This is a genomic window from Pseudomonas sp. CFBP 5748 (genome assembly GCF_053850495.1).
This window is the reverse complement of the sequence record NZ_JBSPTN010000012.1, coordinates 134,299-158,789: the sequence shown is the minus strand read 5'-3', so window position 1 is coordinate 158,789 and position 24,491 is coordinate 134,299. Positions and strand designations below refer to the sequence as shown.

Below are 24,491 nucleotides of genomic sequence, written 5' to 3'. Positions count from 1 at the left end.
CTGGGTAAAAGCCGGGCGGCGTTGCTGGGCATAATTGCGTCGGTGTCAGACGTCGACCTCCCAGGCAAAAGCCCGATGATGCGGCCATCCCGGCGTTGAGCGTAGCAGCTCCGTCACCGGGCGCTCCTGCGCCCGGATGTGCTCGTTCTGGAGATTTTCGGCAATGGCAATCAGCGTATTCGACCTGTTCAAAATCGGTATCGGCCCGTCCAGCTCCCACACTGTTGGGCCCATGCGTGCGGCGGCGTTGTTTGTTGACGCGCTGCGGGCCAAAGCCCAGTTACATGATGTGCGCCGGGTCGAGGTGCAGTTGTTCGGTTCGTTGTCGGCCACCGGTATTGGCCACGGCAGCGATAACGCGGTGATCATGGGGTTGATGGGCGAGTGGCCGGACGCAATCGATCCGTCGCAGATCGGCCCGCGCATCGCGCTGTTGCGCGAAACCCAGACCCTGCAGCTGGACGGTCGCCTGCCGGTGCCTTTCATATGGGCCCGGGACATGCGCCTGATTGACGAAAACCTGCCGTTCCACCCCAACGCGATGACGCTGGTGGCCGAGGGCGAAAACGGTGAGTTGCACCGTGACACCTACTACTCGGTCGGCGGTGGTTTTGTCGTCGATCAGGCCCAGGCCTCCAGCGGTGTGGTGGATCTGGACCGCACCGAGCTGCCTTACGATTTTTCCAGCGCCGAGGAACTGCTCGAGTTGTGTCGCACCCACAACCTGCGGGTGGCTGAATTGATGATGGCCAACGAAAAGGTGTGGCGCTCGGAAGAAGAGATCCGCAGTGGCCTGATGGTGCTCTGGCGGGCCATGCAAGATTGCGTCGAGCAGGGCCTCAAGCACGAAGGCATCCTGCCTGGCGGTTTGAATGTGCGCCGGCGTGCGGCCAAGCTGCATCGTAGTCTGCAAGAGCTGAACAAGCCGAATGTCATCGGCTCGACATTGAGCGCCATGGAATGGGTCAACCTGTTCGCCTTGGCGGTCAATGAGGAAAACGCTGCCGGCGGGCGCATGGTCACGGCGCCGACCAATGGCGCGGCGGGGATCATTCCGGCGGTATTGCACTACTTCATGAAGTTCAGCGAAGCGGTCACCGATGCCAACGTGGTGGATTATTTCCTGGGGGCGGCGGCAGTGGGGATCCTGTGCAAAAAGAACGCCTCGATCTCCGGCGCCGAAGTCGGTTGCCAGGGCGAGGTGGGCTCGGCCTGCGCCATGGCGGCGGCGGGCCTGGCGGAAATCCTCGGCGCCACGCCTGAGCAACTGTGCAACGCGGCGGAAATCGGCCTGGAACACAACCTGGGCCTGACCTGCGACCCGGTGGGTGGGTTGGTGCAGGTGCCGTGCATCGAGCGCAACGCAATTGCCGCAGTGAAAGCTATCAACGCGGCGCAAATGGCCCTGCGCGGCGACGGCCAGCATTTCATTTCCCTGGATCGGGTGATTCGCACCATGCGCGATACCGGCGCCGACATGCATGACAAATATAAAGAGACTTCGCGGGGCGGCTTGGCGGTCAGTGCGGTGGAATGCTGATCCGGGCGCTGTAAGGAACCCCCGTGGCGAGGGAGCTTGCTCCCGCTGGGGGGTGAAGCTGCTGCGTAGGAGCTGTCGAGTGCAACGAGGCTGCGATCTTGCCCCAGACAATTGAGTCGCAAGCGAAAGATCAAAAGATCGCAGCCTTCGGCAGTTCCTACAGGGTGTGGCCAAGCGGTAGCAGGGATCGAAAACCGCTCGTTAAATGAACACCGATCCGCAAACGCGCCACCTTTTAGCGCGTCGCAAACAGATAAGACGCCCGTTGTCGGGTTCGCCGCTGTAGGCCTCTCGACCGTCCGTCATCCGCACCTGTAGTGATACCCGTTGCGCAAGCGGTGCAGCCCAGTTACCACAAGTGCTACCGAACTGCTCACAGCCCGCCTGTGTCAGGTGCCTGCCGCCATTGATGACGCTTATAACCGTACTCGCCGCGCGCCTTATATAGACAGGCCGCGATGTCGTTTTCAGGATTTATTGAACGCACATTCAATTTAGGCATGGCAATTGCTCTATCGCTGTAAAGCCCGTCTCCCTCGTGAGAACGATGGCAATAACCAATAAAAAGAGCCTCCGCCTGAGGCCATCACCCGCTTTGTGTGAGGAGATACCGCGATGACGACGTCCAACTCCGGGGCCCAACCCCAGAACCGTGCGCCTCAATCCATCGGCTTTTTGCTGCTGGACAATTTCACGCTGATTTCCCTGGCGTCCGCGGTAGAACCGCTGCGCATGGCCAACCAGCTGTCCGGTCGCGAGCTGTATCGCTGGACCACCCTCACCGTCGATGGTGGTCAGGTCTGGGCCAGTGACGGTTTGCAGATCACCCCGGATGCTTCCATGCACAAAGCGCCGGCACTGGACACGGTCATCGTCTGTGGCGGCATCGGCATCCAACGCACCGTCACCCGCGAACACGTGTCATGGCTGCAAGGCCAGGCCCGTCAATCCCGTCGCCTCGGTGCGGTCTGCACCGGCAGCTGGGCCCTGGCGTGCGCCGGCCTGCTGGACGGGTTTGATTGCAGCGTGCACTGGGAATGCCTGGCGGCGATGCAGGAAGCCTTCCCGCGGGTGTCGATGAGCACCCGCTTGTTCACCCTCGACCGCAACCGCTTCACCAGCTCCGGTGGCACCGCGCCGCTGGACATGATGCTGCACCTGATCAGCCGCGATCACGGCCGCGAACTGTCGGCTGCGATCTCGGAAATGTTTGTCTATGAGCGCATCCGCAACGAGCAGGATCACCAGCGCGTGCCGCTCAAGCACATGCTCGGCACCAACCAGCCGAAGTTGCAGGAAATCGTCGCGCTGATGGAGGCCAACCTCGAAGAGCCGATCGACCTGGACGAACTGGCGGTGTACGTCGCCGTCTCCCGCCGGCAGCTGGAGCGGTTGTTCCAGAAATACCTGCACTGCTCGCCGTCGCGTTATTACCTCAAGCTGCGACTGATTCGTGCCCGGCAACTGCTCAAGCAGACGCCGATGTCGATCATCGAGGTGGCTTCGGTGTGTGGCTTCGTCTCCACCCCGCACTTCTCCAAGTGCTACCGCGAATACTTCGGCATTCCACCGCGCGACGAACGCGTAGGCTCCAACACCACGCAGCAGGTGGCGATGATGCCGCTGCCACAGGCGCTGGTGCTGTCGCCGCTGTCCGGCCCGCTGTCGGCGCTGAGCCAGGCGCGCAATGAGTCGACGTTTGCCAGTGTGAGGCTCTAAGACCGACGCTTGCTCCTGCTGGGTGGCGTAGGAGCTGTCGAGTGCAACGAGGCTGCGATCTTTCCCCAGACACTTGAATCTCAAGTGAAAGATCAAAAGATCGCAGGCTTCGCCAGCGCCTACAGAGCCGGGCGGGAGCAAGCTCCCTGGCCATAGGGTCAGCTATGGGTCTGCTGATACTCCGCCAATGCAGGCAACAATTGCTTATCAATCGCCTGGCGCACGGCTGGCAGGATGGTCGCACTGCTGGTGTACATGTCCTTGACCAATTTGCGCAGTGCATTGGCGCGGACCGTGTCCAGCCCCCGCACGGCGCATTCGCAGGCCTGCTGGGCAGTGGAGCCGCTGGGTATCTGCAACCCCAGGGCCTTGAGCTGGCCCAGCAGGTCTTCCTGGTCGATCAAATCGGCGTGCATCATGACGCTTTTCCTTGTTCAGGGATTGGGGTCGTGCCTCGATTCTGGTAGCCGCCCGAAGCGGCGGCAAGGGCAAATGGTCGCAATGTCATGAATGACTATGAGCGCGTCGTTTTCGGCTAACTTGCATCGGCCTGGACTGGGCACACTGACCCCAAGCTGAATCACGATGGTTTGGTCACCCTCGCGCGACAGCTCCTCCAGTAACGCACCTGCCCCGATCCAGTCACGGCTTGATCGGGGATTTTTTTGCCTGGGTGAATCCGGTGGTGATGGGGTGTTGGACAGACCGCTATCGCGAGCAATGACGCGGTCTAACGCTGTAACACCAGAATTCGCGACAACAACTCATCCCGATCCACATAGCACCCCTGGAAGTGCCGGGCACCGGTGGCCGGGTCGAAGGCGTTGCGGGCGTGGAGGGTGCGGCGGTTGTCGAAGCACCAGAGCTGACCGGGCTCGAGCCGCTGCATCAGGCGAAACTGCGGCTCGCGGGTCAGGGCGATGAAACGGCGGTAGGCGCGGTAAAGCCTGGGCATTTGCTCGACCGAGGTGTCGAACGGCCCACGCAGGAAATTCGCCATGCGGATTTCCGCGACCTGCCCCAGGGCATCCACGGCGATGATCGGCGCCAGGCAGCGGTAATCGCTGTGGCGGTCCTTGTTGCGAAACTCCACCGGGATTTCACACAGCGCGGCAAAGGCCTCGGGATCTTCCTGGCGCAGCGCCTCGGCGATGGCGAAACCGTCGACAAAAATGCTCTCGCCCCCGTCGGCGTCATTCACCAGGCAATGCAAGAACTGCAGCCCCGGTTGCAGCTCCCGGGTTGGCAGGTCGCTGTGCAACGGCAAGTTGAAAGCGGTGTAGGCGTTACTGTCGGCATCGGCTTTGGATTGCACGTTGAACAGCACGCCGAAGTTGCTCTCGCGGATGAAGGAAATGCGCTGGGCGAGCTGTTTCAGCGAACCGGGCTCAGTGGGCACGCCGCGCACTTGGGTCAGGCCGATGTCGCGCACCGCCAGCAACCATTGCAGCAGCGCATTGGCATCGTCCATCAGCGCCGGGTAATCGAACACCGGCAATTGCAGATCGTGTCGCCATAGGCGGCTTTTGGGCTTGTTCGCCAGGCGTTCGGCCCGGGACTGGTCGTCGTAGGCGTGGGCGCGCAACCAGCCCGGGTCGAAACGACTATTGTGGCCGTCCTGCCAGTCCACACACAGGCAGCCTTCTTCGTCGAGGTAGGTTGCGCGAGGCGCCAGGTCTTCAGGTACGTCGATGATTTCGAGGACTTGTTCGCGGGTGACGGTATAGACGCATTGCGAACAAGGGCAGTTGTCCCGCAGCCACGGGTGATGGAAGGGACTGATCCGGCCATCGGCCCAGGTCACTTGCAGTCGGTCGCCCAGGGACGTTACAGCGCTCAGCGCGCAGACCAGGGGATAACGACGGAAATCGGCAAAAGCGGCGGCGGTGTTCATGGCGGTCTCCTGTTCGAAGCTATCGGGCGGGGGGCAGTGCGATGACTCGGCCGATGTACGCGGGGGGCGGCAGGTCCGATTGTTGGTCGAGCAGGGCTTTGAGGCGGTCCAGGGTCGGTTCCGTGAAGGGCGCCGAGCGCGGGCCGGCCAGGTCGACATGCAGCAGCATTTGCTCATTGCCGGCCAGTTCTTTGTCGCCGCCGGCCAGGTGCAGGCTGTGGTAAAGGTGCAGCCGCTTGCTGTCGTGGCCGATGATCTGCGTGCGCACCTCAACTTCGGCGTCGAGCTTCACTTCGTGCAGGTAATTGAGGTGCAGTTCAAGGGTGAACAGCGAGTGGCCGCTGGCCTCGCGGTTCTGGCTGTCCATGCCGAGGCTGTCCATCAGCGCGTCGGTGGCGTAGCTGAAGATCAGCAGGTAAAAGGCATCGCGCAGGTGGCCGTTGTAGTCGACCCATTCCGGGAGGATGCGGGTTTGGTAGGTGGTGAGGGTGGGCATGATGACGATCCAGCAGAAGATTGGGGTTCATGTGAGAGCGGGCTTGCTCGCGAAGGTGGTGTATCTACCGCAGGATATTTAGCGGATGTACTGGCCTCTTCGCGAGCAAGCCCGCTCCCACAGGGGGTTATTCAGTGAAAGACATTCCGTGTTTGGCCTTGGTGGTTTTCACCGCTTCCAGCACTGCCAGCAGGCAATCATCACGATAGCGCTCCAGCGCCGAAATGCTGTGACTGCCCAGTTGCTCGCTGGTCCCTTCCACTACATCGTCGATCAGCTTCTCGGTCAGTTCCGGTGCTGGCAGGTAAGTCCACGGCAACTGCAATGCCGGGCCGAACTGGGCCATGAAGTGGCGCATTCCGGCATCGCCGCCAGCCAGGGTGTAGGTCAGGAACGTGCCCATGAACGACCAACGCAACCCGGCACCAAAACGGATGGCGTCATCGATTTCCCCGGTGGTTGCCACCCCATCGTTGACCAGGTGCAGGGCTTCGCGCCACAGCGCTTCAAGCAGGCGGTCGGCGATGAAACCGGGTACTTCCTTGCGTACATGCAGTGGCCGCATGCCGAGGGATTCGTAGACTTTCATCGCCGCCTGCACCGCTTCTGGCGCGGTGTTTTTACCGCCCACGACTTCCACCAGTGGCAACAGGTAGACCGGGTTGAACGGGTGCCCGACCACGCAGCGTTCCGGGTGGGTGGAGCCTTCGTAGAATTCGCTTGGCAGCAGCCCCGAAGTGCTGGAGCCGATCAGCGCGTTCGGCTTGGCGGCGGCGCTGATCTGAGCGTGCAGCTCAAGTTTCAGTTCCAGGCGCTCGGGGGCGCTTTCCTGGATGAAGTCGGCGTCGCGCACGCATTCTTCGATGGTCGCGACAAAGCGCAGCCGATCCTGCGAGGCGCCGGGCGCCAGGCCCTGTTTCTCCAGTGCGCCCCAGGCGTTGGCAACGCGTTTGCGCAGCGCCGCTTCGGCGCCCGGTGCCGGGTCCCAGGCGACGACGTCCAGGCCATGGGCCAGGGCGCGGCTGACCCAGCCGCTGCCGATCACACCGCTGCCCAGGGCGGCGAAGGTTTTGATGTCGGTGATGAAACTCATGGGTGATTTCCTGAAAAGAGATCGCTGATCACTTGTGGGAGCAAGGCTTGCCCGCGATGGCGGCGTTGCATTCAACGTTGATGTCGACTGACACACCGTCATCGCGGGCAAGCCTTACTCCCACAGGCCTTTTTCCAAAAGGAGGAGGTGTCGATTTAGCCGCGCTGGGTCAGGCCCATCTTCTTGCGCCCCTCAGCTGGCGTGAGCACGCGTGCCCCCAGGCGGCTGAGGATTTCGCCGGCGCGCTCCACCAGTTGGCCGTTGGTGGCGAGCACGCCCTTGTCCAGCCACAGGTTGTCCTCCAGTCCGACCCGCACGTTGCCACCCAACAGCACGGCCTGGGCCGCCATCGGCATTTGCATGCGGCCGATGCCGAAGCCGGCCCACACGGCGTCCGCCGGCAGGTTGTCGACCATGGCTTTCATGGTGGTGGTGTCGGCCGGTGCGCCCCACGGGATGCCCAGGCAGAGCTGGAACAGCGGGTTGTCCAGCAGGCCTTCCTTGATCAGTTGTTTGGCGAACCACAGGTGGCCGGTGTCGAAGATTTCCAGCTCGGCCTTGACCCCCAATTCGGTGATGCGCTTGGCACCGGCCCGCAGTTGCGCCGGTGTGGAGACGTAAATGGTGTCGCCGTCGCCGAAGTTCAGGGTGCCGCAATCCAGGGTGCAGATTTCCGGCAACAGCTCCTCGACGTGAGCCAGGCGAGTCAGCGGGCCCACCAGGTCGGTGTTGGGGCCGAACTCCATCGGGTTTTCGCCGCCACCGATCTCCAGGTCGCCGCCCATGCCGGCGGTGAGGTTGACGATGATGTCGACGTCCGCCTCACGGATGCGCTCCATCACTTCGCGGTACAGCGCCACGTCACGGCTGAACTTGCCGGTCTGCGGATCGCGAACGTGGCAATGGACCACCGTGGCCCCGGCCTTCGCGGCTTCAACGGCGGCCGCGGCGATCTGTTTCGGGGTGACCGGTACGTGAGGGCTCTTGGCGGTCGTGTCGCCAGCACCGGTGAGTGCGCAGGTGATGATGACGTCGTGGTTCATGGTGCGGATTCCTTCAGGCGTGGTAAGTCACTGCGCAGCCGTTTGGCGCTGCGCAGATGGATAACGGTTGTTCAGTTGCTGGTCAGTTTCAGGTTGTCGGCAGCGGGCTTGCCGTCGAAGGTGGTCACGCCTTCGAGCCAGCGCTGCTTGTCTTGCGGGTGATCCTTGAGCCATTGCTTGGCCGATTCGAGCGGGTCCTTGTGATCCAGCAGCGGCTGCATCATCCGGCTTTCATCTTCAGCGCTGAACGTCAGGTTGCTCAGCAAGCGACCCACGTTCGGGCATTGCTGGGCGTAGTCTGGCGCGGTGACGGTCCACACGGTGGCCATGCCTTCGTTCGGGCCGAGGGCGTCGTCGCTGCCGGTGAGGTAGGTCATTTGCACGTTGACGTTCATCGGGTGCGGCGCCCAGCCAAAGAACACCACGGCTTCCTTGCGCCGCACGGCGCGGTCCACGGCGGCGAGCATGCCGGCCTCGCTGGACTCCACCAGTTGGAATTTGCCCAGGCCGAACTGGTTCTTGGCGATCATGGCCTTGATCTGGGTATTGGCCCCGGAGCCCGGTTCGATGCCGTAGATCTTGCCGCCCAGTTCCTTCTCGAACTTGGCGATGTCGGCGAAGGTCTTCAGGCCTTTGTCGGCCAGGTAAGTCGGCACGGCCAGGGTTGCGCGAGCGTCCTTGAGGCTGGGTTGTTCCAGCACCTTGACCTGCTTGGCCTCGACGAACGGGGTGATGGTCTGGGTCATCAGCGGGTTCCAGTAACCCAGGAACAGATCCAGGCGCTGGTCGCGGATGCCGGCGAAGATGATTTGCTGGGAGGCGCTGGTTTGCTTGGTCTTGTAGCCGAGGCCATCGAGCATCACCTGGGTCAGGGCGCTGGTGGCGATGACGTCGGTCCAGTTGACCACGCCAAGGCGCACGTTCTGGCATGCGGCGGGCTCGGCCGCCATGGCGACGCCATTCAGGAAAGCGGTACCGCTGAGAGCAAGGACGCAGGAGCTGATCAGTCGTTTCATGTCGGGTTCCTCGGCAGCTTATTGTTATGGGGTCCGGTGTCTGTGCGCCGGTGATGCCAAGTTACGCAGCCCTACGCTCGGTAAAACGCACAGCGGCGACGTGCTCTTGCACTGCGGCGACCTGGTGTCCTGTTTCACGAATAGAGGCCTCCAGCGCTTGAACAGCCCTTGCAACTGGCGTATCAAGATCCGCACGCTACCCGCTAACCGAGTGCGCTCCATGTCCCAGGATTTCTATTTCTTGTTGATGCCGGGCTTTTCAGCCATCGGCTTCATTTCGGCCATCGAGCCGTTGCGGGTGGCCAATCGTTTTCGCGGCGAGCTGTATCGCTGGCATGTGTTGAGTGCCGATGGCGGAGCGGTGCTGGCGAGCAATGGCATGTCGGTCAACGCCGATGCCGCGCTGGAACCGCTGAAGAAGGGCGCGACCCTCTGGGTGGTGGCGGGATTCGAACCGCTGAAGTTCGCCACCCCGGCCCTGGAGCGTTGGCTGCATCGGCTGGACAACGAAGGTGTGACCCTGGGCGGTATCGACACCGGCAGTGTGGTCCTGGCCGAGGCGGGCCTGCTGGAAGGGCACCGCGTGACCCTGCACTGGGAAGCGATCGAGGCGTTCAAGGAATCTTATCCACAGCTGAGCGTGACCCAGGAGCTGTTTGAAATCGACCGTCGACGCATCACCTGCGCCGGTGGCACCGCGTCCATCGACCTGATGCTCGACCTGATCGGCCAGGCCCACGGTGCCGAATTGGCGATTCAGGTCAGCGAGCAGTTCGTGCTCGGCCGCATCCGTCCGCGCAAAGACCACCAGCGCATGGAAATCGCCAGCCGCTACGGTATTCGCAACAAGAAGTTGGTGCACGTCATCGGCGAGATGGAAACCCACAGCGAACCGCCCTTGAGCACCCTTGAACTGGCCGAGTCCATTGGCGTGACCCGCCGTCAACTCGAACGCTTGTTCCGCCTGCACCTGAATGACACCCCGAGCAATTTCTACCTGCGCCTGCGCCTGGAAAAGGCCCGGCAGTTGCTGCGTCAGACCGACATGAGCGTGCTGGAAGTGAGCATTGCCTGCGGTTTTGAGTCACCGTCGTACTTCACTCGCAGCTATCGGGCACGGTTCGCGCGCTGCCCACGGGAGGATCGGCGGCGGCAGGGGGATGGACGGGAGCTGGTTTGACAGGGTTTTATACTCAATTATGCTCGCGACTATAAATTATACCTGTCGTCATAATTGAGTATAAAACTCACCGATTCGAAGCTGGAGGTGGTGGCCAAGATGCTCAGGAGCCTGGGCGCTCCCTCGCCACAGGTACTGTGTCCGGTTGGAAAGGTCTATTTCTTCACCAGCGCCGAACATGCTGCCTTATAAGCCTCATGCTGATACTTGTTCAGCGTCGCCGGCGGGGTGAAGTCATGCTTTTTGCTCTGCGCGTTGATGGTCTGCGGCGACAGTAGTGTCACCTCGCAACCTTCCAGCAACTGGAACACTCCTTCGATCTTGAACGTCGTCGGCCCTCCGGCGAACTCACCTTTCTTGCTGCGCTTCTTGATGGCGATGCGTTCGATACCGTTATCCACCACGAACGCCTGCACCTGAGCGGCGAAGGCCTTGACGTTGGCGGCTTCGTCATCGTCGTCCAGGGCGATTTTCTTGGTGTTGAGGACGATATGGGTCAGCGTCTGTTGATCCAGCGAGGCCACGGCGATGATTGCTTCGCTGCCTTTGATTTCGATGCCGCAGGTTTTCATGTGAGTCCCTTTACCGATGATGCGCGCAGCTTACCGCGCGGAACGGCTCCTGACGCATCACTCCTGCCCAATCGACTCCAAAAACTCCGACCGATCGTCGCTCACCTGGGCCATGCAGTCGTTTTCGGCGATTTTGTACGCTTCGCTGCCGGGTTTGGCCGGGAAGGCGGCGATGGCACAGTCGGCGTCGCGCTGTTTTTGCCAGAGTTGTTGGGCGGCCTTGATCTTGCTGGTGATGTCGCTGAGTTGGGCCTTGTCGCTGGCGTAGCGGGTTTGCAGGCGCTCGAAGAGGCTCTGCAGGTTTTCATTGAGCAGTTGTTCGGCGGCGGTTTTGCCGTAGGCCGAGCAGGCCAGGGTCTGGACGTCGTTTTCCACGGCGTCGCAGGGGTTTGGTTCGGTGTCTTCGGTCGCGTGTGCGACGGTGCTGATCAGTGCCAAAGCCAGGAAGATTGATTTCATTGCGTCGCCGCTCAAGTCCAGTGAAAGCCAGTGATGCGGCGGATTCTGGCGTAAGCCTGGGGTAAAGAACAGACGGGTAGGGTGGGTCGACCATAGCCCTTTGTCGCGGATTGACGCTTTCGGCAATTCCCCTGTCGTTTTTGCACCCGGTCGCCACGGCCCTCAGGCATATGCTGGCCCCAAAGCGCCGGCACACGATTCGGCGCATGAATCGCTGACAAAAGGGGACTGCCTGATGAGCCCAGCGCAATTGCACGCCGACAGCATCGTTATCGACGGGCTGATCATTGCCAAGTGGAACCGCGACCTGTTCGAAGACATGCGCAAGGGCGGCCTGACTGCAGCCAACTGCACCGTGTCGGTGTGGGAAGGTTTCCAGGCCACCATCAACAACATCGTCGCCAGCCAGAAACTGATCCGCGAGAACAGCGACCTGGTGATCCCGGTGAAAACCACCGCCGACATCCGTCGTGCCAAGGAACAGGGCAAGACCGGCATCATCTTCGGTTTCCAGAACGCCCACGCTTTCGAAGACCAGCTCGGCTACGTCGAGATCTTCAAGCAGCTGGGCGTGGGTGTGGTGCAGATGTGCTACAACACCCAGAACCTGGTCGGCACCGGTTGCTACGAGCGTGACGGCGGCCTGTCGGGCTTCGGTCGCGAAATCGTCGCCGAGATGAACCGGGTCGGCATCATGTGCGACCTGTCCCACGTCGGTTCCAAGACGTCCGAAGAAGTCATCCTCGAATCGAAGAAACCGGTGTGCTATTCCCACTGCCTGCCGTCCGGCCTGAAAGAGCACCCGCGCAACAAATCCGATGAAGAACTGAAGTTCATCGCCGACCACGGCGGTTTCGTCGGTGTGACCATGTTCGCGCCGTTCCTGGCCAAGGGCATCGATTCGACCATCGACGATTACGCCGAAGCCATCGAATACACCATGAACATCGTGGGCGAGGACGCCATCGGCATCGGCACCGACTTCACCCAGGGCCACGGCCAGGACTTCTTCGAAATGCTGACCCACGACAAGGGCTACGCCCGTCGTCTGACCAGCTTCGGCAAGATCATCAACCCCCTGGGCATCCGCACCGTGGGCGAGTTCCCGAACCTCACCGAGACGCTGCTCAAGCGCGGCCATCCTGAGCGGGTGGTACGCAAGATCATGGGCGAGAACTGGGTCAACGTCCTCAAAGACGTCTGGGGCGAATAACGCCGCCGCACCGCTGAATCCTTTACCTGCGGTCATCTGCGCCGCAGGCACACCACGAATTTCCGGAGTCAAGTTTTCATGGCCAAAATCGCCCCGCAACTGCCTATCGAAGTCGACAGCGAAACCGGTGTCTGGACCTCCGACGCCTTGCCGATGCTCTACGTGCCGCGTCACTTTTTCGTCAATAACCACATGGGCATCGAAGAAGTGCTGGGCGCCGAGGCCTACGCCGAGATTCTCTACAAGGCCGGCTACAAATCCGCCTGGCACTGGTGTGAAAAAGAAGCCGAGTGCCACGGTCTGGAAGGTGTCGCGGTGTTCGAGCACTACATGAAGCGCCTGTCCCAGCGCGGTTGGGGCCTGTTCAAGATCCAGGACATCGACCTCGACAAAGGCACCGCCAGCGTCAAGCTCGAACACTCGGCGTTCGTCTATGTGTACGGCAAGGTCGGACGCAAGGTCGACTACATGTTCACCGGCTGGTTCGCCGGCGCCATGGACCAGATCCTTGCCGCCCGCGGCAGTTCGATCCGCACCGTGGCCGAGCAGGTCTACGGCGGTTCCGAAGAAGGCCACGACGACGGCCTGTTCATCGTCAAGCCGTTGTAAGTCGAGGATCGCGCCATGGCTTTTGAAGCAATGTTCCAGCCGATCCAGATCGGCAAACTGACCATCCGCAACCGCGTGCTCAGCACCGCCCACGCCGAGGTCTACGCCACCGACGGCGGCATGACCACCGATCGGTACGTGAAGTATTACGAAGAGAAGGCCAAGGGCGGCATCGGCCTGGCGATCTGTGGTGGCTCGTCCGTGGTTGCCATCGACAGCCCGCAGGAATGGTGGAGTTCGGTGAACCTGTCCACCGACCGCATCATCCCGCACTTCCAGAACCTGGCCGACGCCATGCACAAGCATGGCGCCAAGATCATGATCCAGATTACCCACATGGGCCGGCGCTCACGTTGGGACGGCTTCAACTGGCCGACCCTGATGTCGCCGTCCGGCGTGCGTGAGCCGGTGCACCGCGCCACTTGCAAGACCATCGAGCCGGAAGAAATCTGGCGGGTGATCGGCAACTACGCCAGCGCCGCCAAGCGCGCCAAGGCCGGTGGCCTGGACGGCGTCGAGCTGTCGGCCGTGCACCAGCACATGATCGACCAGTTCTGGAGCCCGCGGGTCAACAAGCGTACCGACGAATGGGGCGGCACCTTCGAAGGCCGCATGAAGTTCGGCCTGGAAGTGTTGAAGGCCGTGCGCGCCGAGGTCGGTGACGACTTCTGCGTGGGCATGCGCATCTGCGGTGACGAGTTCCACCCGGACGGCTTGTCCCACGAGGACATGAAGCAGATCGCCAAGTATTACGATGACACCGGCATGCTGGACTTCATCGGCGTGGTGGGCTCGGGTTGCGACACCCACAACACCCTGGCCAACGTCATCCCGAACATGAGTTATCCACCGGAGCCGTTCCTGCACCTGGCCGCCGGTATCAAGGAAGTGGTCAAGGTCCCGGTGCTGCACGCGCAGAACATCAAGGACCCGAACCAGGCCACGCGGATTCTGGAGGGCGGGTACGTCGACATGGTCGGCATGACTCGCGCGCACATTGCCGACCCGCACCTGATCGCCAAGATCAAGATGGGCCAGATCGACCAGATCAAACAGTGTGTCGGCGCCAACTACTGCATCGACCGTCAGTACCAGGGTCTGGACGTGCTGTGCATCCAGAACGCCGCGACCTCCCGTGAATACATGGGCGTGCCGCACATCATCGAGAAGTCCACCGGGCCGAAACGCAAGGTGGTGGTGGTCGGTGCCGGCCCGGCCGGGATGGAAGCGGCGCGGGTAGCCGCCGAGCGCGGGCACGACGTGACCCTGTTCGAGAAGAAAGAATTCATCGGTGGGCAGATCACTACGGCCTCGAAAGCCCCGCAACGGGACCAGATCGCCGGTATCACCCGCTGGTTCCAACTGGAACTGGCGCGGTTGAAAGTCGACCTGCGCCTGGGCGTGGCGGCTGACGCGGCGACCATCATGGACCTGCGTCCGGACGTGGTGGTGCTGGCCGTCGGTGGGCATCCAAACCTGGAGCAGAACGAGCACTGGGGCGCCGCCGAGGGGCTGGTGGTCAGCAGTTGGGACGTGCTCGACGGCAAGGTCGCGCCAGGCAAGAACGTGCTGGTCTACGACACCATTTGCGAATTCACCGGCATGTCGGTGGCCGACTTCCTCGCCGACAAGGGCAGCCAGGTCGAGATCGTCACCGACGACATCAAGCCGGGCGTGGCGATTGGCGGGACCTCGTTCCCCACTTACTACCGCAGCATGTACCCCAAGGAAGTGATCATGACCGGGGACATGATGCTGGAGAAGGTCTACCGCGAAGGCGACAAGCTGGTGGCGGTGCTGGAGAACGAATACACCGGTGCCAAGGAAGAGCGCGTGGTGGACCAGGTGGTGGTGGAAAACGGCGTGCGTCCGGACGAAGAGATCTACTACGCGCTCAAGGAAGGTTCGCGCAACAAGGGCCAGATCGACGTCGAAGCCCTGTTCGCGATCAAGCCGCAACCGTGCCTGGAGCAGAGCGGCGATGGCTACCTGCTGTTCCGCATTGGCGACTGTGTGGCCCAGCGTAATACCCACGCCGCCATCTACGACGCTTTGCGGCTGTGCAAGGATTTCTAACGGCTTGTGGATAACCCTGTGGGAGCGGGCTTGCTCGCGAAAGCGCTGGATCAGTCGACATCGATGTTGAATGTCAGTCCGTCTTCGCGAGCAAGCCCGCTCCCACAGGAATCGAGCAAGACATCCAGGTTTCTGTGCCTGCAAGACCTGAGGTCTTTGGGAGCTTCACCATGCTGAACACCCTTCTTCCCATCCTGCTGTTCGCCGCTTTGGGCCTCGCGGTCCTTGGCGCCTTGCGGCGGGTGAACATGTGGCGCCGGGGCCGACCGTCCAAGGTCGACCTGATCGGCGGTCTCTTCGCCATGCCCAAGCGCTACATGGTGGACTTGCACCACGTAGTGGCGCGGGACAAATACATCGCCAACACCCACGTCGCCACGGCGGGCGGCTTTGTGCTGGCGGCGGTATTGGCGATCCTGGTGCACGGCTTCGGCCTCCAGAATCGCATCCTGGGCTATGCCTTGCTGTTTGCCACGCTGCTGATGTTCAGCGGCGCGATTTTCGTCGCCCTGCGCCGGCGCAACCCACCGTCACGGCTGTCGAAAGGCCCGTGGATGCGCCTGCCGAAAAGCCTGTTCGCGTTTTCCATCAGCTTCTTCCTGGTGACCTTGCCGGTGGCGGGGATCTTGCCGGCGGACTTCGGTGGCTGGGTACTGGTGGCATTGCTGGGCCTGGGCGTGCTTTGGGGCGTGTCGGAGATGTTCTTCGGCATGACCTGGGGCGGGCCGATGAAGCACGCCTTCGCCGGTGCCCTGCACCTGGCCTGGCACCGCCGTGCCGAGCGTTTTGGCGGTGGCCGCTCCACCGGCCTCAAACCGCTGGACCTGAGCGACCCCACCGCGCCGCTGGGCGTTGAGAAACCCAAGGACTTCACCTGGAACCAACTGCTTGGCTTCGACGCCTGCGTGCAGTGCGGCAAGTGCGAAGCTGCTTGCCCGGCCTTTGCCGCCGGCCAGCCGCTGAACCCGAAGAAACTCATTCAGGACATGGTCGTCGGCCTGGCCGGCGGCACCGATGCGAAGTTCGCCGGCAGTCCGTACCCCGGTAAACCGGTGGGCGAACATGCTGGCAATCCCCATCAGCCGATCGTCAACGGCCTGGTGGACGCCGAGACGCTGTGGTCCTGCACCACCTGCCGGGCCTGTGTCGAGGAATGCCCGATGATGATCGAGCACGTCGATGCCATCGTCGACATGCGCAGGCACCTGACCCTGGAAAAGGGCGCCACGCCGAACAAGGGCGCCGAGGTCCTGGAAAACCTCATCGCCACCGACAACCCGGGTGGTTTCGCCCCGGGTGGGCGGATGAACTGGGCGGCGGATTTGAACCTGAATCTGCTCAGCGAGAAGAAATCCACCGACGTACTGTTCTGGGTCGGCGACGGTGCTTTCGACATGCGCAACCAACGCACCCTGCGTGCCTTCGTCAAAGTGCTCAAAGCCGCAAAAGTCGACTTCGCCGTGCTCGGCCTCGAAGAGCGCGACAGCGGCGATGTGGCCCGGCGCCTGGGCGATGAAGCGACCTTCCAGCTGTTGGCCAAACGCAACATCCAGACCCTGGCCAAGTACAGTTTCAATCGCATCGTCACCTGCGACCCCCATAGCTTCCACGTGCTGAAAAACGAATACGGCGCTTTCGATGGCAACTACCTGGTGCAGCACCACAGCACCTACCTGGCGGAGATCATCGACGCTGGTGCCCTCAGCCTCGGCCAGCACAAGGGCGACAGCGTGACCTATCACGACCCGTGCTACCTGGGCCGCTACAACGGCGAATACGAGGCGCCACGCCAAGTGCTGCGTGCGCTGGGTATCGAGGTCAAGGAAATGCAGCGTTCCGGTTTCCGCTCGCGTTGCTGCGGCGGTGGCGGCGGTGCGCCGATCACCGACATCCCGGGCAAGCAGCGGATTCCCGACATGCGCATGGAAGACATCCGCGAAACCGGCGCCGAGCTGGTGGCCGTGGGTTGTCCACAATGCACCGCGATGCTTGAAGGTGTGGTCGAGCCGCGACCGTTGATCAAGGACATCGCCGAGTTGGTGGCCGACGCCCTGCTCGAAGACGCGGCCCCGGGCAAAACCGCGGCCCCGGTCAAACGTGAACCTGCGGAGGTGCATTAATGAGCGACATCATCCGCCGCGACCCTCGCGCCGAGTGGATCGCCCGCAACCGCCTGCACCCGCTGCACGCGGCCATGCAACCGGTACAGCACAGCTGGATGGGGCCCAACGGCGTTATCCGCAAGAATGTCCATGGCGTGGGTTTCATCGGCCCCAACGGCATCAAACGCATTGACCGCAGCGGTGCCCAGCAGGGTGGCGCGACCAAGCGTACCGCCGCCGCTGAGGTGCAACTGCCACTGCATCAAGTGCCACAACCGGCGTTCTACATCAGTGTGGTGCCGGACATGGTCGGTGGCCGCCTCAGCAGCCACGACCGCGATCTGCTGGGCCTGGCCCATCAACTGGCCGGGAGCGATGGCGCGGTGTTGGCGGTGGTGTTCGGCGAGCACAAGGAAAATGCCTTCGCCACGGCGGGCGTTGACCGCTTGCTGGTGCTGGGTGGCGAAGAGTTCAGTGGTTATGCACCGGAACAACGGGTGCAGGGCCTGCGGGCTGTGGATAACCAATTCAATCCACGCCATTGGCTGCTGCCCGACAGCCGCACCGGTGGCGGTGAACTGGGCCGGCGTCTGGCTGCGGCCCTGGGCGAACGTCCGGCCACGCGGGTCTGGCAGGTCAAGGGCGAGGAGTGCATCGGCCGTGCCGGTGCCGGCTTGCAAGACCTGGCCCGGCCATTGGCGCGCTTGATCCTGGCAGCGGCCGAATGCGCCGAGCCGGTTAGCGAAACTCGCCATGAAGCCTTGCCGGTGGAGTTATCCACAAGCGTGGCGCGCAGTTTGTCGCGCATCGAAGACCTGGGCGCGGTGGCGGTGGACCCGGGGGCGATCCCGATGGCCGAAGCCGAATTCATTTTCTCCGGCGGCAACGGGGTCAAGGACTGGGATCTTTTCCACCAGACCGCTGCGGCCCTGGGCGCCACCGAAGGCGCTTCACGGGTGGCGGTGGACGACGGCTTCATGGGCCGCGACCGTCAGGTTGGTGCGTCCGGTACCTGGGTCACGGCGCGGGTCTATGTGGCGGTGGGGATTTCCGGGGCGATCCAGCACCTGCAAGGCATCGGTGCCTGCGACAAGGTGGTGGCGATCAACCTCGACCCGGGTTGCGACATGATCAAACGGGCAGACCTGTCGGTGATCGGCGACAGCGCGGCGATTCTCCAGGCCTTGATCGCGGCGGTAGAGGCTTACCGCAACGAAGCCAAGCGTGATGCGGCTTAAGCTAAGGATTCAACCATGAGTACTCAAGTGATCAGCCTGGTGTCCATCGGCGCCCACCCGACCTCCGGTCGGCCCCGGCGTGCCGAGCAGGACGCCCGGGCCGTGGAGCTCGGCCTGCAACTGGCCGGCAACGACCTGCAAGTGCTGCACGCCGGCGATGTGGCCGAACCGGCCCTGCGCGCTTACCTGGGCATGGGCCTGGACGAACTCTACGTTCTGGAAAACCCCATCGGCGCCGACGCGCTGCCGGCCCTGACCGACTACCTGCGTGACGCTGGCGCTCAAGTGGTGCTCACCGGCAGCCAGGCGGAAACCGGCGAAGGCTCGGGCATGTTGCCGTTCCTGTTGGCGGAAAACCTCGGTTGGCCGCTGGTGGTAGGGCTGGCCCAGGTCGAGTCCATCGACAACGGCGTGGCCTTGGTGCTGCAAGCCTTGCCCCGCGGCCAACGGCGCCGTCTCAAAGTGCGCTTACCGTTCCTGGCCACTGTGGATAACGCCGCGCCCAAACCTCGGCAAAGCGCCTACGGCCCGGCGCGGCGCGGCGTGCTACACGCGGAGGAAGTCGAGGTGATCGACGACACCCTGCTGGCAGTGGCGACCCTGCAACCGGCCAAACCACGGCCCAAGCGCTTGAAAGTGATCAAGGCCAAGAGCGGCGCCGACCGCATGAAAGCCGCCACGGCCAAGGCCAGCGGCGGAGGCGGGCAAGTGCTCAAGGGCGTCAGCCCGGAGGCGGGCGCCGAGGCGATTCTCAAGTTGTTGGTGGAGGAAGGGGTGGTTCGCTAAATCCAAGCTCACCACAAACCCTGTGGGGGCGAGCGTGCTCGCTCCCACAGTAGGATGGGTGTTTACCCACAATCCCTGTGCGCGTCTCTGTGGATAACCTGTTCGGCCCTATGCGCACAGCACGCCAATCAAGCCTTTCAAACCTGCGCTCAAAAAACGACCAGCCTGACCTTACTGCAACATCCAGCCATAAAACCGCTGGCCAGGTATGTTGTCGCGACTCAAACCTGTGCGTAAAAAAGCCGTTTGACAGCTAATGGAGCCCTATCAATGGAAGTTGAATTTCGTCCGGCCTTGCCCATGGATACACGGGAGATCGCCCGGTTGTTCCGGATTTCCTCAGAGGGCGCGTCGGATTACATCTGGAGTCAATTGGCGGAGCCAGGGCAGGACCTCCTGGAGGTGGGAGCCGCTCGTTATGCCCGAGAAAATGTCGATTTTTCCTACCAGAATTGTCTTGTCGCGCAAGCCAATGGACAGGTCATCGGCATGATGCACAGCTACGTGACGCGTGAGGATCCGCAGGCGGCTCCCGTCACTGATCCGATCCTGGCGCCCTACGCCGACATGGAAGTCCCCGATACCCTCTATATATCGAGCTTGGCCCTGCATGAAGGTTGGCGTAACAAGGGGCTCGGCGTGCGCTTTCTCGAGCTGGCGCAACAGCGTGCCGATCAACTGGCGCTCAAAGGCCTGAGCCTGATCGACTATGCCGCGAACACCGGCGCCCGACGCTTTTATGAGCGCCATGGCTTTGGCATCGTCAAAACCTGCCAGGTTGTCCCGCATCCGATGATTCGGGTGACGGGGCAGGCGTATCTCATGCATCGGCCTTGAGCGTCATGTGGGAGCGGGCTTGCTCGCGAAAGCGGCGTGTCAGGCAACATTTTCATCGACTGACACACCGCCTTCGCGAGCAAGCCCGCTCCCACAGTAGAATTGGTGTTTACCCACAATCCCTGTGCGCGCCTCTGTGGATAACCTGTTCGCCCCTCGCCACACCCCACGCAGATCAGGCCCTCCAAGCCAGCGCTTAAAAAACAACCAGCCTAACCCACGGTTTTTCCTGGGTTTTATTTGTGAATAAGCTTGGGCGCAGCCCCATACTTGCCCCCAATCTCTGTTGGCGCTTCTGTGGATAAGATGTTCGCTGTCCTCTACAAGCCATACGGAGCGAGGCTTTCAAGGAATTGATCATTAAATGATCAATTCCTTGTTTTTACCCGAGAAACCCCAACGGAACCCCGATTTATAAGCCGTTAAAGCGGTTTTCCACAGAACCATCAGAATTACCCCCAAACACTGTTGGCGCTTCTGTGGATAAGGTGTTCGCTGTCCTCCACACCCCAGGCCTGGCAAGCCTTTCAGGCATCTGATCAATAATTGACCTGCGCGCCGTAAAAACCGTCATTGTTCATAAGTCACGGTTTTTCTTGGCTTTATCGAAAGAAAAATCCGACGGTCGAGGCACTTGTCCCCATTTGCTGTGGGTGGTCGTGTGGATAACTTGTTTGCGAAAGGCTGCAGGCCCCGACAGTCATAGTCTGAAACGTAATAGATCAAATTTCATACAGTTCTAAGGCGTTCCCTTGACGGGGGGGTATCACCTGTCTTCACTCATGGCACAAGGACACCGCCACTTTATCCATGTCAGGTTCAGGGAGAACGCATGATGGATAGCCCGCCTCTTCGCTCGTACCCGATCTCCCTTGTGATGTGCGTCCCGACGCCTGCCACTGCGTTGCCCAGGCGCATTCGGCGTCACGCTACCTATCAGCGTGCGCGTCTATAGCGCGTGACTGAGCCCTCGCGTTTCCCCGTTACACCGTTGACTGCCGCTTGAGCCCATACGGGACAGTGGCCAGGCGTTCGTGCGCCTGTCGATTTGCAGGCAACCGCAGAGTTGCCCTATCTGCCTGAGAGGACTTGAACATGACTCGGATCTCGACCCCCATCAGCGATATCCAGGAACATTACGACGTTATCGTCATCGGTTCCGGCTATGGCGGCGGCATTGCCGCTTCGCGCCTGTCCCGGGCCGGGCGCAAGGTCTGTCTGTTGGAGCGCGGCCGGGAGATCCAGCCCGGTGAATACCCCAACACCATGCTCGCGGCCACCGAGCAATTGCAGGTGCATGACCCGGAGGGGCACATCGGTTCGCGTACCGGGTTGTTCGACCTGCACGTCAACGCCCAGCAGAACGTGGTGGTCGGTTGCGGCCTGGGCGGCACTTCGCTGATCAATGCCAACGTCTCGCTGGAACCGGAGCCCGGCGTGTTCGAGGACCCGCGCTGGCCGCAGGCGGTGCGTGATCACCGTGACACGTTGCTCAAGGATGGTTATGCGCGGGCCCGGGAGATGCTCAAGCCCAACCCGTACCCGGATTCGTCGCCGAAGCTGCCCAAGCTCGACGCCAACAAGAAGTCCGCCGACTACCTCAAGCAAGGCGCGCATTTCTACAAGCCGCCGATCAACGTGACCTTCGACAAGCTGCCCAACAACCTCAACCACGTCGGTGTCGAGCAATTGCCGTGCAATGGCTGTGGTGACTGTGTCTCCGGCTGTAACAACAAGGCCAAGAACACCACGCTGATGAATTACTTGCCGGACGCCTGGAACCACGGCGCGGAAATTTTCTGCCAGGCCGAGGTGCGGCATCTGGAGCGAGATGGCAATGGCTGGATCGTGCATTTCCAATACCTGGACAGCGGCCGCGAAATGTTCTCGGCGCCGACCCTGTTTGTGCGGGCCGACATCGTGGTGGTGTCCGCCGGTACGCTGGGCTCCACCGAGATCATGTTGCGCTCCCGGGACAAAGGCCTGGCGATGTCCAGTCAACTGGGCGAGCACATGAGCGGCAACGGCGACATCCTCGGCTTCGGCCACAACTGTGACCAGGTCATCAACGGCATCGGCTTTGGCGCTCATTCGGCCAAGGAACTGGAGCCTGTGGGGCCCTGCATCACGTCGATCATCGACATGCGCACCGAGGGCGACTGGCGCAGCCGCATGGTCATCGAGGAAGGCTCGATCCCCGGCGCCCTCGGGCGGCCCATGGTGCCGAGCATGGCGGCGTTTGCCGGGATGATCGGCGTGCCCACCGACACCGGTTTCGGGGCCAGCCTCAAATACAAAGGCCGGGAGGCCGAGAGCTTCCTGCGCGGCCCTTATTACGGCGCGCTGCATAACATGCAGACCTACCTGATCATGAGCCACGACGACGCCAAGGGGCGCATGCTGCTCGACGACAAGGACCAGTTGCGCATCGACTGGCCCGGAGTCGGCGAGCAGGAGAACGTCACCCTCGGCAATGAACGCCTGCACCAGAGCACCAAGGCGCTGGGCGGGATCTGGGTCGAGAACCCGATCTGGACCAAGCTGCTCAAGCACAGCATCGTTTCGGTCCATCCATTGGGCGGTTGCGTGATGGGTGAAGACGCGACGCAAGGCGTGGTCAACCACAAGGGCCAGGTGTTCAGTGGCGCCAGCGGCACGGACGTTTACCCCGGCCTGTACGTGACCGACGGTGCGGTGATCCCGACATCCCTGGCCGTTAACCCGTTGCTGACCATCTCAGCGGTGAGCGAGCGCAACATGGGCCTGCTGGCGGCGGATCGGGGCTGGATCATCGACTACACGCTGCCCTCGGCCCCGCGCAAACCGGTGGCGGCGCCGACGCTCGGCGTGCAGTTCACCGAAACCATGAAGGGGTACTTTTCCACCGCCTTCACCCAGCCACAGGGCACCGACCTCAAGGTCTATGAAGCGGCGGCCAAGCGCGGCAAGGCCGACAACTCGCCGATCGAGTTCACCCTGACCATTACCGCCGCCGACCTCAATCGCCTGATCAAGGAGCCGGAACACGCCGCGACCCTGGTGGGCACGCTGGATGCGCCACTGCTTTCGCCCAAGCCGCTGGTCGCCAGCAATGGCGTGTTCAACCTGTTCGAGCAATACCAGGAACAGGTCGGTGTGCGGCACATGAACTACGACATGAAGCTGACCGCCGAAGACGGCAGCGATTACTACTTCAGCGCCTTCAAGACCGTGCCCGAGGACAACGGCGTACTGAACATCTGGCCCGACACCAGCACGCTGTATGTCACGCTGTATCGCGGGCCGGACAAGACTGGCGCGGTGATCGGTTCGGGGGTTATGCACATTCTGCCGGCCGACTTCGCCAAGCAGATGACCACCATGAAAGTGCTCAACGCGCGCAACGAGCGTGAGCGGGTAGAGGCGCTGGCGCGCTTCGGCAAGTTCTTCGCCGGGATCTTGTGGGAGAGTTACGGTGGGGTGTTCGCCGGTGACGTGTACTTCAATCCGGACGCGCCGCCCCGCTTGAAACGGCCACTGGATGCACCGGCGCCGACTGTGCATTTCTTCCAGACCGAAGACAATGTCGAGCTGCGCCTGACCCGCTACCAGGCAGGCACCAAGGGCCCGGTGATGCTGGTTCACGGCCTTGGCGTGGGCTCGAATATTTTCTCCACCGACACCATCCAGACCAACTTGCTGGAGTACCTGTGCAAGCACGAGTACGACGTCTGGCTGCTGGACCTGCGGGTGAGCATCCTGCTGCCGGCCAGCAAGCATGAATGGAACGGCGACCAGGTGGCCCAGTACGACTTCAAGGCAGCCATCGAGCAGATCCAGCAGGCGACCCTGGCCCGTGACGTGCAGTGCGTGGTGCATTGCTACGGCGCGACGACTTTCTTCATGTCGATGCTGGCGGGGTTGCAAGGGGTGCGCTCGGTGGTCTGCTCGCAGATTGCCGCCGATACGGTGGTAGCCACCGCAACCGGTCTGAAGGCCGGCTTGCACTTGCCGGGGATGCTCGACGCCATCGGCATCAAATCCCTCACGGCGTACGCCGACACCAAGGAAAACTGGTTCAACAAACTCTACGACAAGGCCCTCAATGGTTACGCCCGGATCGAGGCCCAGGGCTATTGCACCAACCCGGTCTGCCACCGCATCACGTTCATGTATGCCTCGCTGTACCGCCACGACACCCTCAACGAAACCCTGCACGACAACCTGCATGAGTTGTTCGGCGAGTCGAACATGCACACCTTCGAGCACCTGGCGCTGATCGTGCGCAAGGGGCACCTGGTGGACTTCAAGGGCAACGACGTCTACATGCCGCATTTCGATCGGTTGAAGTTGCCGATCTGCTTCATCAGCGGCGCCGACAACCAGTGCTACCTGCCACAAAGCACCCTCAAGACCTACGAGCGACTGTGCGATATGCACGGCCCGCAGCTGTTCAGCCGTCACGAAGTGGCGGGCTACGGCCACATCGACTGCATCTTCGGCAAGGATGCGGTGGTGGATGTGTATCCGCTCATCCTTGAACACCTGGAGAAGACGGCGCTCGGTTGACTCAAGACCGAGTCGACTGCATCGCGAGCAAGCTCGCTCCCACAGGGGGGTATGTGCCGCTGAATTTGGC

19 protein-coding genes are annotated in these 24,491 nt (G+C 62.0%); 11 read left to right on the top strand and 8 right to left on the bottom strand.

What is annotated here, in order from left to right:
• Positions 1-163 precede the first annotated feature (163 nt).
• Positions 164-1,540 (top strand): L-serine ammonia-lyase, encoded by a 1,377-nt coding sequence (locus ACWNZ1_RS23855; RefSeq protein WP_135847550.1) that lies wholly within the window; start codon positions 164-166, stop codon positions 1,538-1,540.
• Between the two features lie 615 nt (positions 1,541-2,155).
• Positions 2,156-3,259: a choline metabolism transcriptional regulator GbdR gene (gene gbdR, locus ACWNZ1_RS23850; protein ID WP_013694424.1), complete on the top strand. Its 1,104-nt coding sequence runs from the start codon at positions 2,156-2,158 to the stop codon at positions 3,257-3,259.
• Positions 3,260-3,417: 158 nt separating this feature from the next.
• Here gbdR and ACWNZ1_RS23845 read toward each other — a convergent pair whose 3' ends face one another.
• The 6 genes from ACWNZ1_RS23845 to ACWNZ1_RS23820 all read right to left on the bottom strand — a co-directional run bounded on the left by ACWNZ1_RS23845 (position 3,418) and on the right by ACWNZ1_RS23820 (position 8,801).
• The gene (locus ACWNZ1_RS23845; RefSeq protein ID WP_135847549.1) at positions 3,418-3,678 is read right to left on the bottom strand and encodes a hypothetical protein; all 261 of its coding nucleotides are present in this window, start codon (positions 3,676-3,678) and stop codon (positions 3,418-3,420) included.
• Between the two features lie 311 nt (positions 3,679-3,989).
• Positions 3,990-5,153, bottom strand: a complete 1,164-nt coding sequence (locus tag ACWNZ1_RS23840; protein ID WP_280944511.1) for a gamma-butyrobetaine dioxygenase — start codon at positions 5,151-5,153, stop codon at positions 3,990-3,992.
• Positions 5,154-5,172: 19 nt separating this feature from the next.
• On the bottom strand, positions 5,173-5,649 hold the full coding sequence (locus ACWNZ1_RS23835; protein ID WP_135847547.1) for a thioesterase family protein: 477 nt from the start codon (positions 5,647-5,649) through the stop codon (positions 5,173-5,175).
• Positions 5,650-5,776: 127 nt separating this feature from the next.
• Positions 5,777-6,742: an L-carnitine dehydrogenase gene (locus tag ACWNZ1_RS23830; protein ID WP_135847546.1), complete on the bottom strand. Its 966-nt coding sequence runs from the start codon at positions 6,740-6,742 to the stop codon at positions 5,777-5,779.
• Between the two features lie 155 nt (positions 6,743-6,897).
• Complete coding sequence (locus tag ACWNZ1_RS23825; RefSeq protein ID WP_135847545.1) at positions 6,898-7,785, bottom strand: BKACE family enzyme; 888 nt, start codon at positions 7,783-7,785, stop codon at positions 6,898-6,900.
• A gap of 71 nt (positions 7,786-7,856) precedes the next feature.
• A complete protein-coding gene (locus ACWNZ1_RS23820) occupies positions 7,857-8,801 on the bottom strand; it encodes a choline ABC transporter substrate-binding protein (protein ID WP_256453868.1) in 945 nt (314 codons plus the stop codon).
• A gap of 220 nt (positions 8,802-9,021) precedes the next feature.
• Here ACWNZ1_RS23820 and ACWNZ1_RS23815 point away from each other — a divergent pair, with 220 nt between their 5' ends.
• On the top strand, positions 9,022-9,981 hold the full coding sequence (locus tag ACWNZ1_RS23815) for a GlxA family transcriptional regulator (RefSeq protein ID WP_135847543.1): 960 nt from the start codon (positions 9,022-9,024) through the stop codon (positions 9,979-9,981).
• A 155-nt stretch (positions 9,982-10,136) separates the two neighbouring features.
• Here ACWNZ1_RS23815 and ACWNZ1_RS23810 read toward each other — a convergent pair whose 3' ends face one another.
• Positions 10,137-10,553 (bottom strand): DUF3010 family protein, encoded by a 417-nt coding sequence (locus ACWNZ1_RS23810; protein WP_265072478.1) that lies wholly within the window; start codon positions 10,551-10,553, stop codon positions 10,137-10,139.
• A gap of 57 nt (positions 10,554-10,610) precedes the next feature.
• Positions 10,611-11,012: a lysozyme inhibitor LprI family protein gene (locus ACWNZ1_RS23805; protein WP_135847541.1), complete on the bottom strand. Its 402-nt coding sequence runs from the start codon at positions 11,010-11,012 to the stop codon at positions 10,611-10,613.
• A 235-nt stretch (positions 11,013-11,247) separates the two neighbouring features.
• Between ACWNZ1_RS23805 and ACWNZ1_RS23800 the strand changes: the two genes are divergently transcribed.
• From ACWNZ1_RS23800 to ACWNZ1_RS23765, 8 genes are all read left to right on the top strand, one after another.
• Positions 11,248-12,225, top strand: coding sequence for a dipeptidase (locus tag ACWNZ1_RS23800; protein ID WP_135847540.1), 978 nt, complete (start codon positions 11,248-11,250; stop codon positions 12,223-12,225).
• A 78-nt stretch (positions 12,226-12,303) separates the two neighbouring features.
• Positions 12,304-12,834 (top strand): DUF5943 domain-containing protein, encoded by a 531-nt coding sequence (locus tag ACWNZ1_RS23795; protein WP_053156148.1) that lies wholly within the window; start codon positions 12,304-12,306, stop codon positions 12,832-12,834.
• Positions 12,835-12,849: 15 nt separating this feature from the next.
• Positions 12,850-14,910 carry a dimethylglycine demethylation protein DgcA gene (gene dgcA / locus ACWNZ1_RS23790; protein WP_456027924.1) on the top strand — a complete coding sequence of 687 codons (2,061 nt, stop codon included), beginning with the start codon at positions 12,850-12,852 and terminating at the stop codon, positions 14,908-14,910.
• Positions 14,911-15,080: 170 nt separating this feature from the next.
• Positions 15,081-17,030: a dimethylglycine demethylation protein DgcB gene (dgcB, locus tag ACWNZ1_RS23785; RefSeq protein ID WP_135847538.1), complete on the top strand. Its 1,950-nt coding sequence runs from the start codon at positions 15,081-15,083 to the stop codon at positions 17,028-17,030.
• On the top strand, positions 17,030-18,250 hold the full coding sequence (etfA, locus tag ACWNZ1_RS23780; protein ID WP_135847537.1) for an electron transfer flavoprotein subunit alpha: 1,221 nt from the start codon (positions 17,030-17,032) through the stop codon (positions 18,248-18,250). Before dgcB ends, etfA begins: the two co-directional genes overlap by 1 nt.
• 15 nt (positions 18,251-18,265) lie before the next feature.
• Positions 18,266-19,036, top strand: coding sequence for an electron transfer flavoprotein subunit beta (gene etfB, locus ACWNZ1_RS23775; RefSeq protein WP_135847536.1), 771 nt, complete (start codon positions 18,266-18,268; stop codon positions 19,034-19,036).
• A gap of 270 nt (positions 19,037-19,306) precedes the next feature.
• A complete protein-coding gene (locus ACWNZ1_RS23770) occupies positions 19,307-19,873 on the top strand; it encodes a GNAT family N-acetyltransferase (RefSeq protein WP_135847535.1) in 567 nt (188 codons plus the stop codon).
• Between the two features lie 1,095 nt (positions 19,874-20,968).
• Positions 20,969-24,421 (top strand): GMC oxidoreductase, encoded by a 3,453-nt coding sequence (locus ACWNZ1_RS23765; RefSeq protein ID WP_256453867.1) that lies wholly within the window; start codon positions 20,969-20,971, stop codon positions 24,419-24,421.
• Positions 24,422-24,491 lie beyond the last annotated feature (70 nt).

Excerpts from the sequence above, each read along its gene's own strand:
- ACWNZ1_RS23855 (WP_135847550.1), top strand. The coding sequence starts at position 164 with ATGGCAATCAGCGTATTCGACCTGTTCAAAATCGGTATCGGCCCGTCC.
- gbdR (WP_013694424.1), top strand. The coding sequence starts at position 2,156 with ATGACGACGTCCAACTCCGGGGCCCAACCCCAGAACCGTGCGCCTCAA.
- ACWNZ1_RS23845 (WP_135847549.1), bottom strand. The coding sequence starts at position 3,678 with ATGATGCACGCCGATTTGATCGACCAGGAAGACCTGCTGGGCCAGCTC.
- ACWNZ1_RS23840 (WP_280944511.1), bottom strand. The coding sequence starts at position 5,153 with ATGAACACCGCCGCCGCTTTTGCCGATTTCCGTCGTTATCCCCTGGTC.
- ACWNZ1_RS23835 (WP_135847547.1), bottom strand. The coding sequence starts at position 5,649 with ATGCCCACCCTCACCACCTACCAAACCCGCATCCTCCCGGAATGGGTC.
- ACWNZ1_RS23830 (WP_135847546.1), bottom strand. The coding sequence starts at position 6,742 with ATGAGTTTCATCACCGACATCAAAACCTTCGCCGCCCTGGGCAGCGGT.
- ACWNZ1_RS23825 (WP_135847545.1), bottom strand. The coding sequence starts at position 7,785 with ATGAACCACGACGTCATCATCACCTGCGCACTCACCGGTGCTGGCGAC.
- ACWNZ1_RS23820 (WP_256453868.1), bottom strand. The coding sequence starts at position 8,801 with ATGAAACGACTGATCAGCTCCTGCGTCCTTGCTCTCAGCGGTACCGCT.
- ACWNZ1_RS23815 (WP_135847543.1), top strand. The coding sequence starts at position 9,022 with ATGTCCCAGGATTTCTATTTCTTGTTGATGCCGGGCTTTTCAGCCATC.
- ACWNZ1_RS23810 (WP_265072478.1), bottom strand. The coding sequence starts at position 10,553 with ATGAAAACCTGCGGCATCGAAATCAAAGGCAGCGAAGCAATCATCGCC.
- ACWNZ1_RS23805 (WP_135847541.1), bottom strand. The coding sequence starts at position 11,012 with ATGAAATCAATCTTCCTGGCTTTGGCACTGATCAGCACCGTCGCACAC.
- ACWNZ1_RS23800 (WP_135847540.1), top strand. The coding sequence starts at position 11,248 with ATGAGCCCAGCGCAATTGCACGCCGACAGCATCGTTATCGACGGGCTG.
- ACWNZ1_RS23795 (WP_053156148.1), top strand. The coding sequence starts at position 12,304 with ATGGCCAAAATCGCCCCGCAACTGCCTATCGAAGTCGACAGCGAAACC.
- dgcA (WP_456027924.1), top strand. The coding sequence starts at position 12,850 with ATGGCTTTTGAAGCAATGTTCCAGCCGATCCAGATCGGCAAACTGACC.
- dgcB (WP_135847538.1), top strand. The coding sequence starts at position 15,081 with ATGCTGAACACCCTTCTTCCCATCCTGCTGTTCGCCGCTTTGGGCCTC.
- etfA (WP_135847537.1), top strand. The coding sequence starts at position 17,030 with ATGAGCGACATCATCCGCCGCGACCCTCGCGCCGAGTGGATCGCCCGC.
- etfB (WP_135847536.1), top strand. The coding sequence starts at position 18,266 with ATGAGTACTCAAGTGATCAGCCTGGTGTCCATCGGCGCCCACCCGACC.
- ACWNZ1_RS23770 (WP_135847535.1), top strand. The coding sequence starts at position 19,307 with ATGGAAGTTGAATTTCGTCCGGCCTTGCCCATGGATACACGGGAGATC.
- ACWNZ1_RS23765 (WP_256453867.1), top strand. The coding sequence starts at position 20,969 with ATGACTCGGATCTCGACCCCCATCAGCGATATCCAGGAACATTACGAC.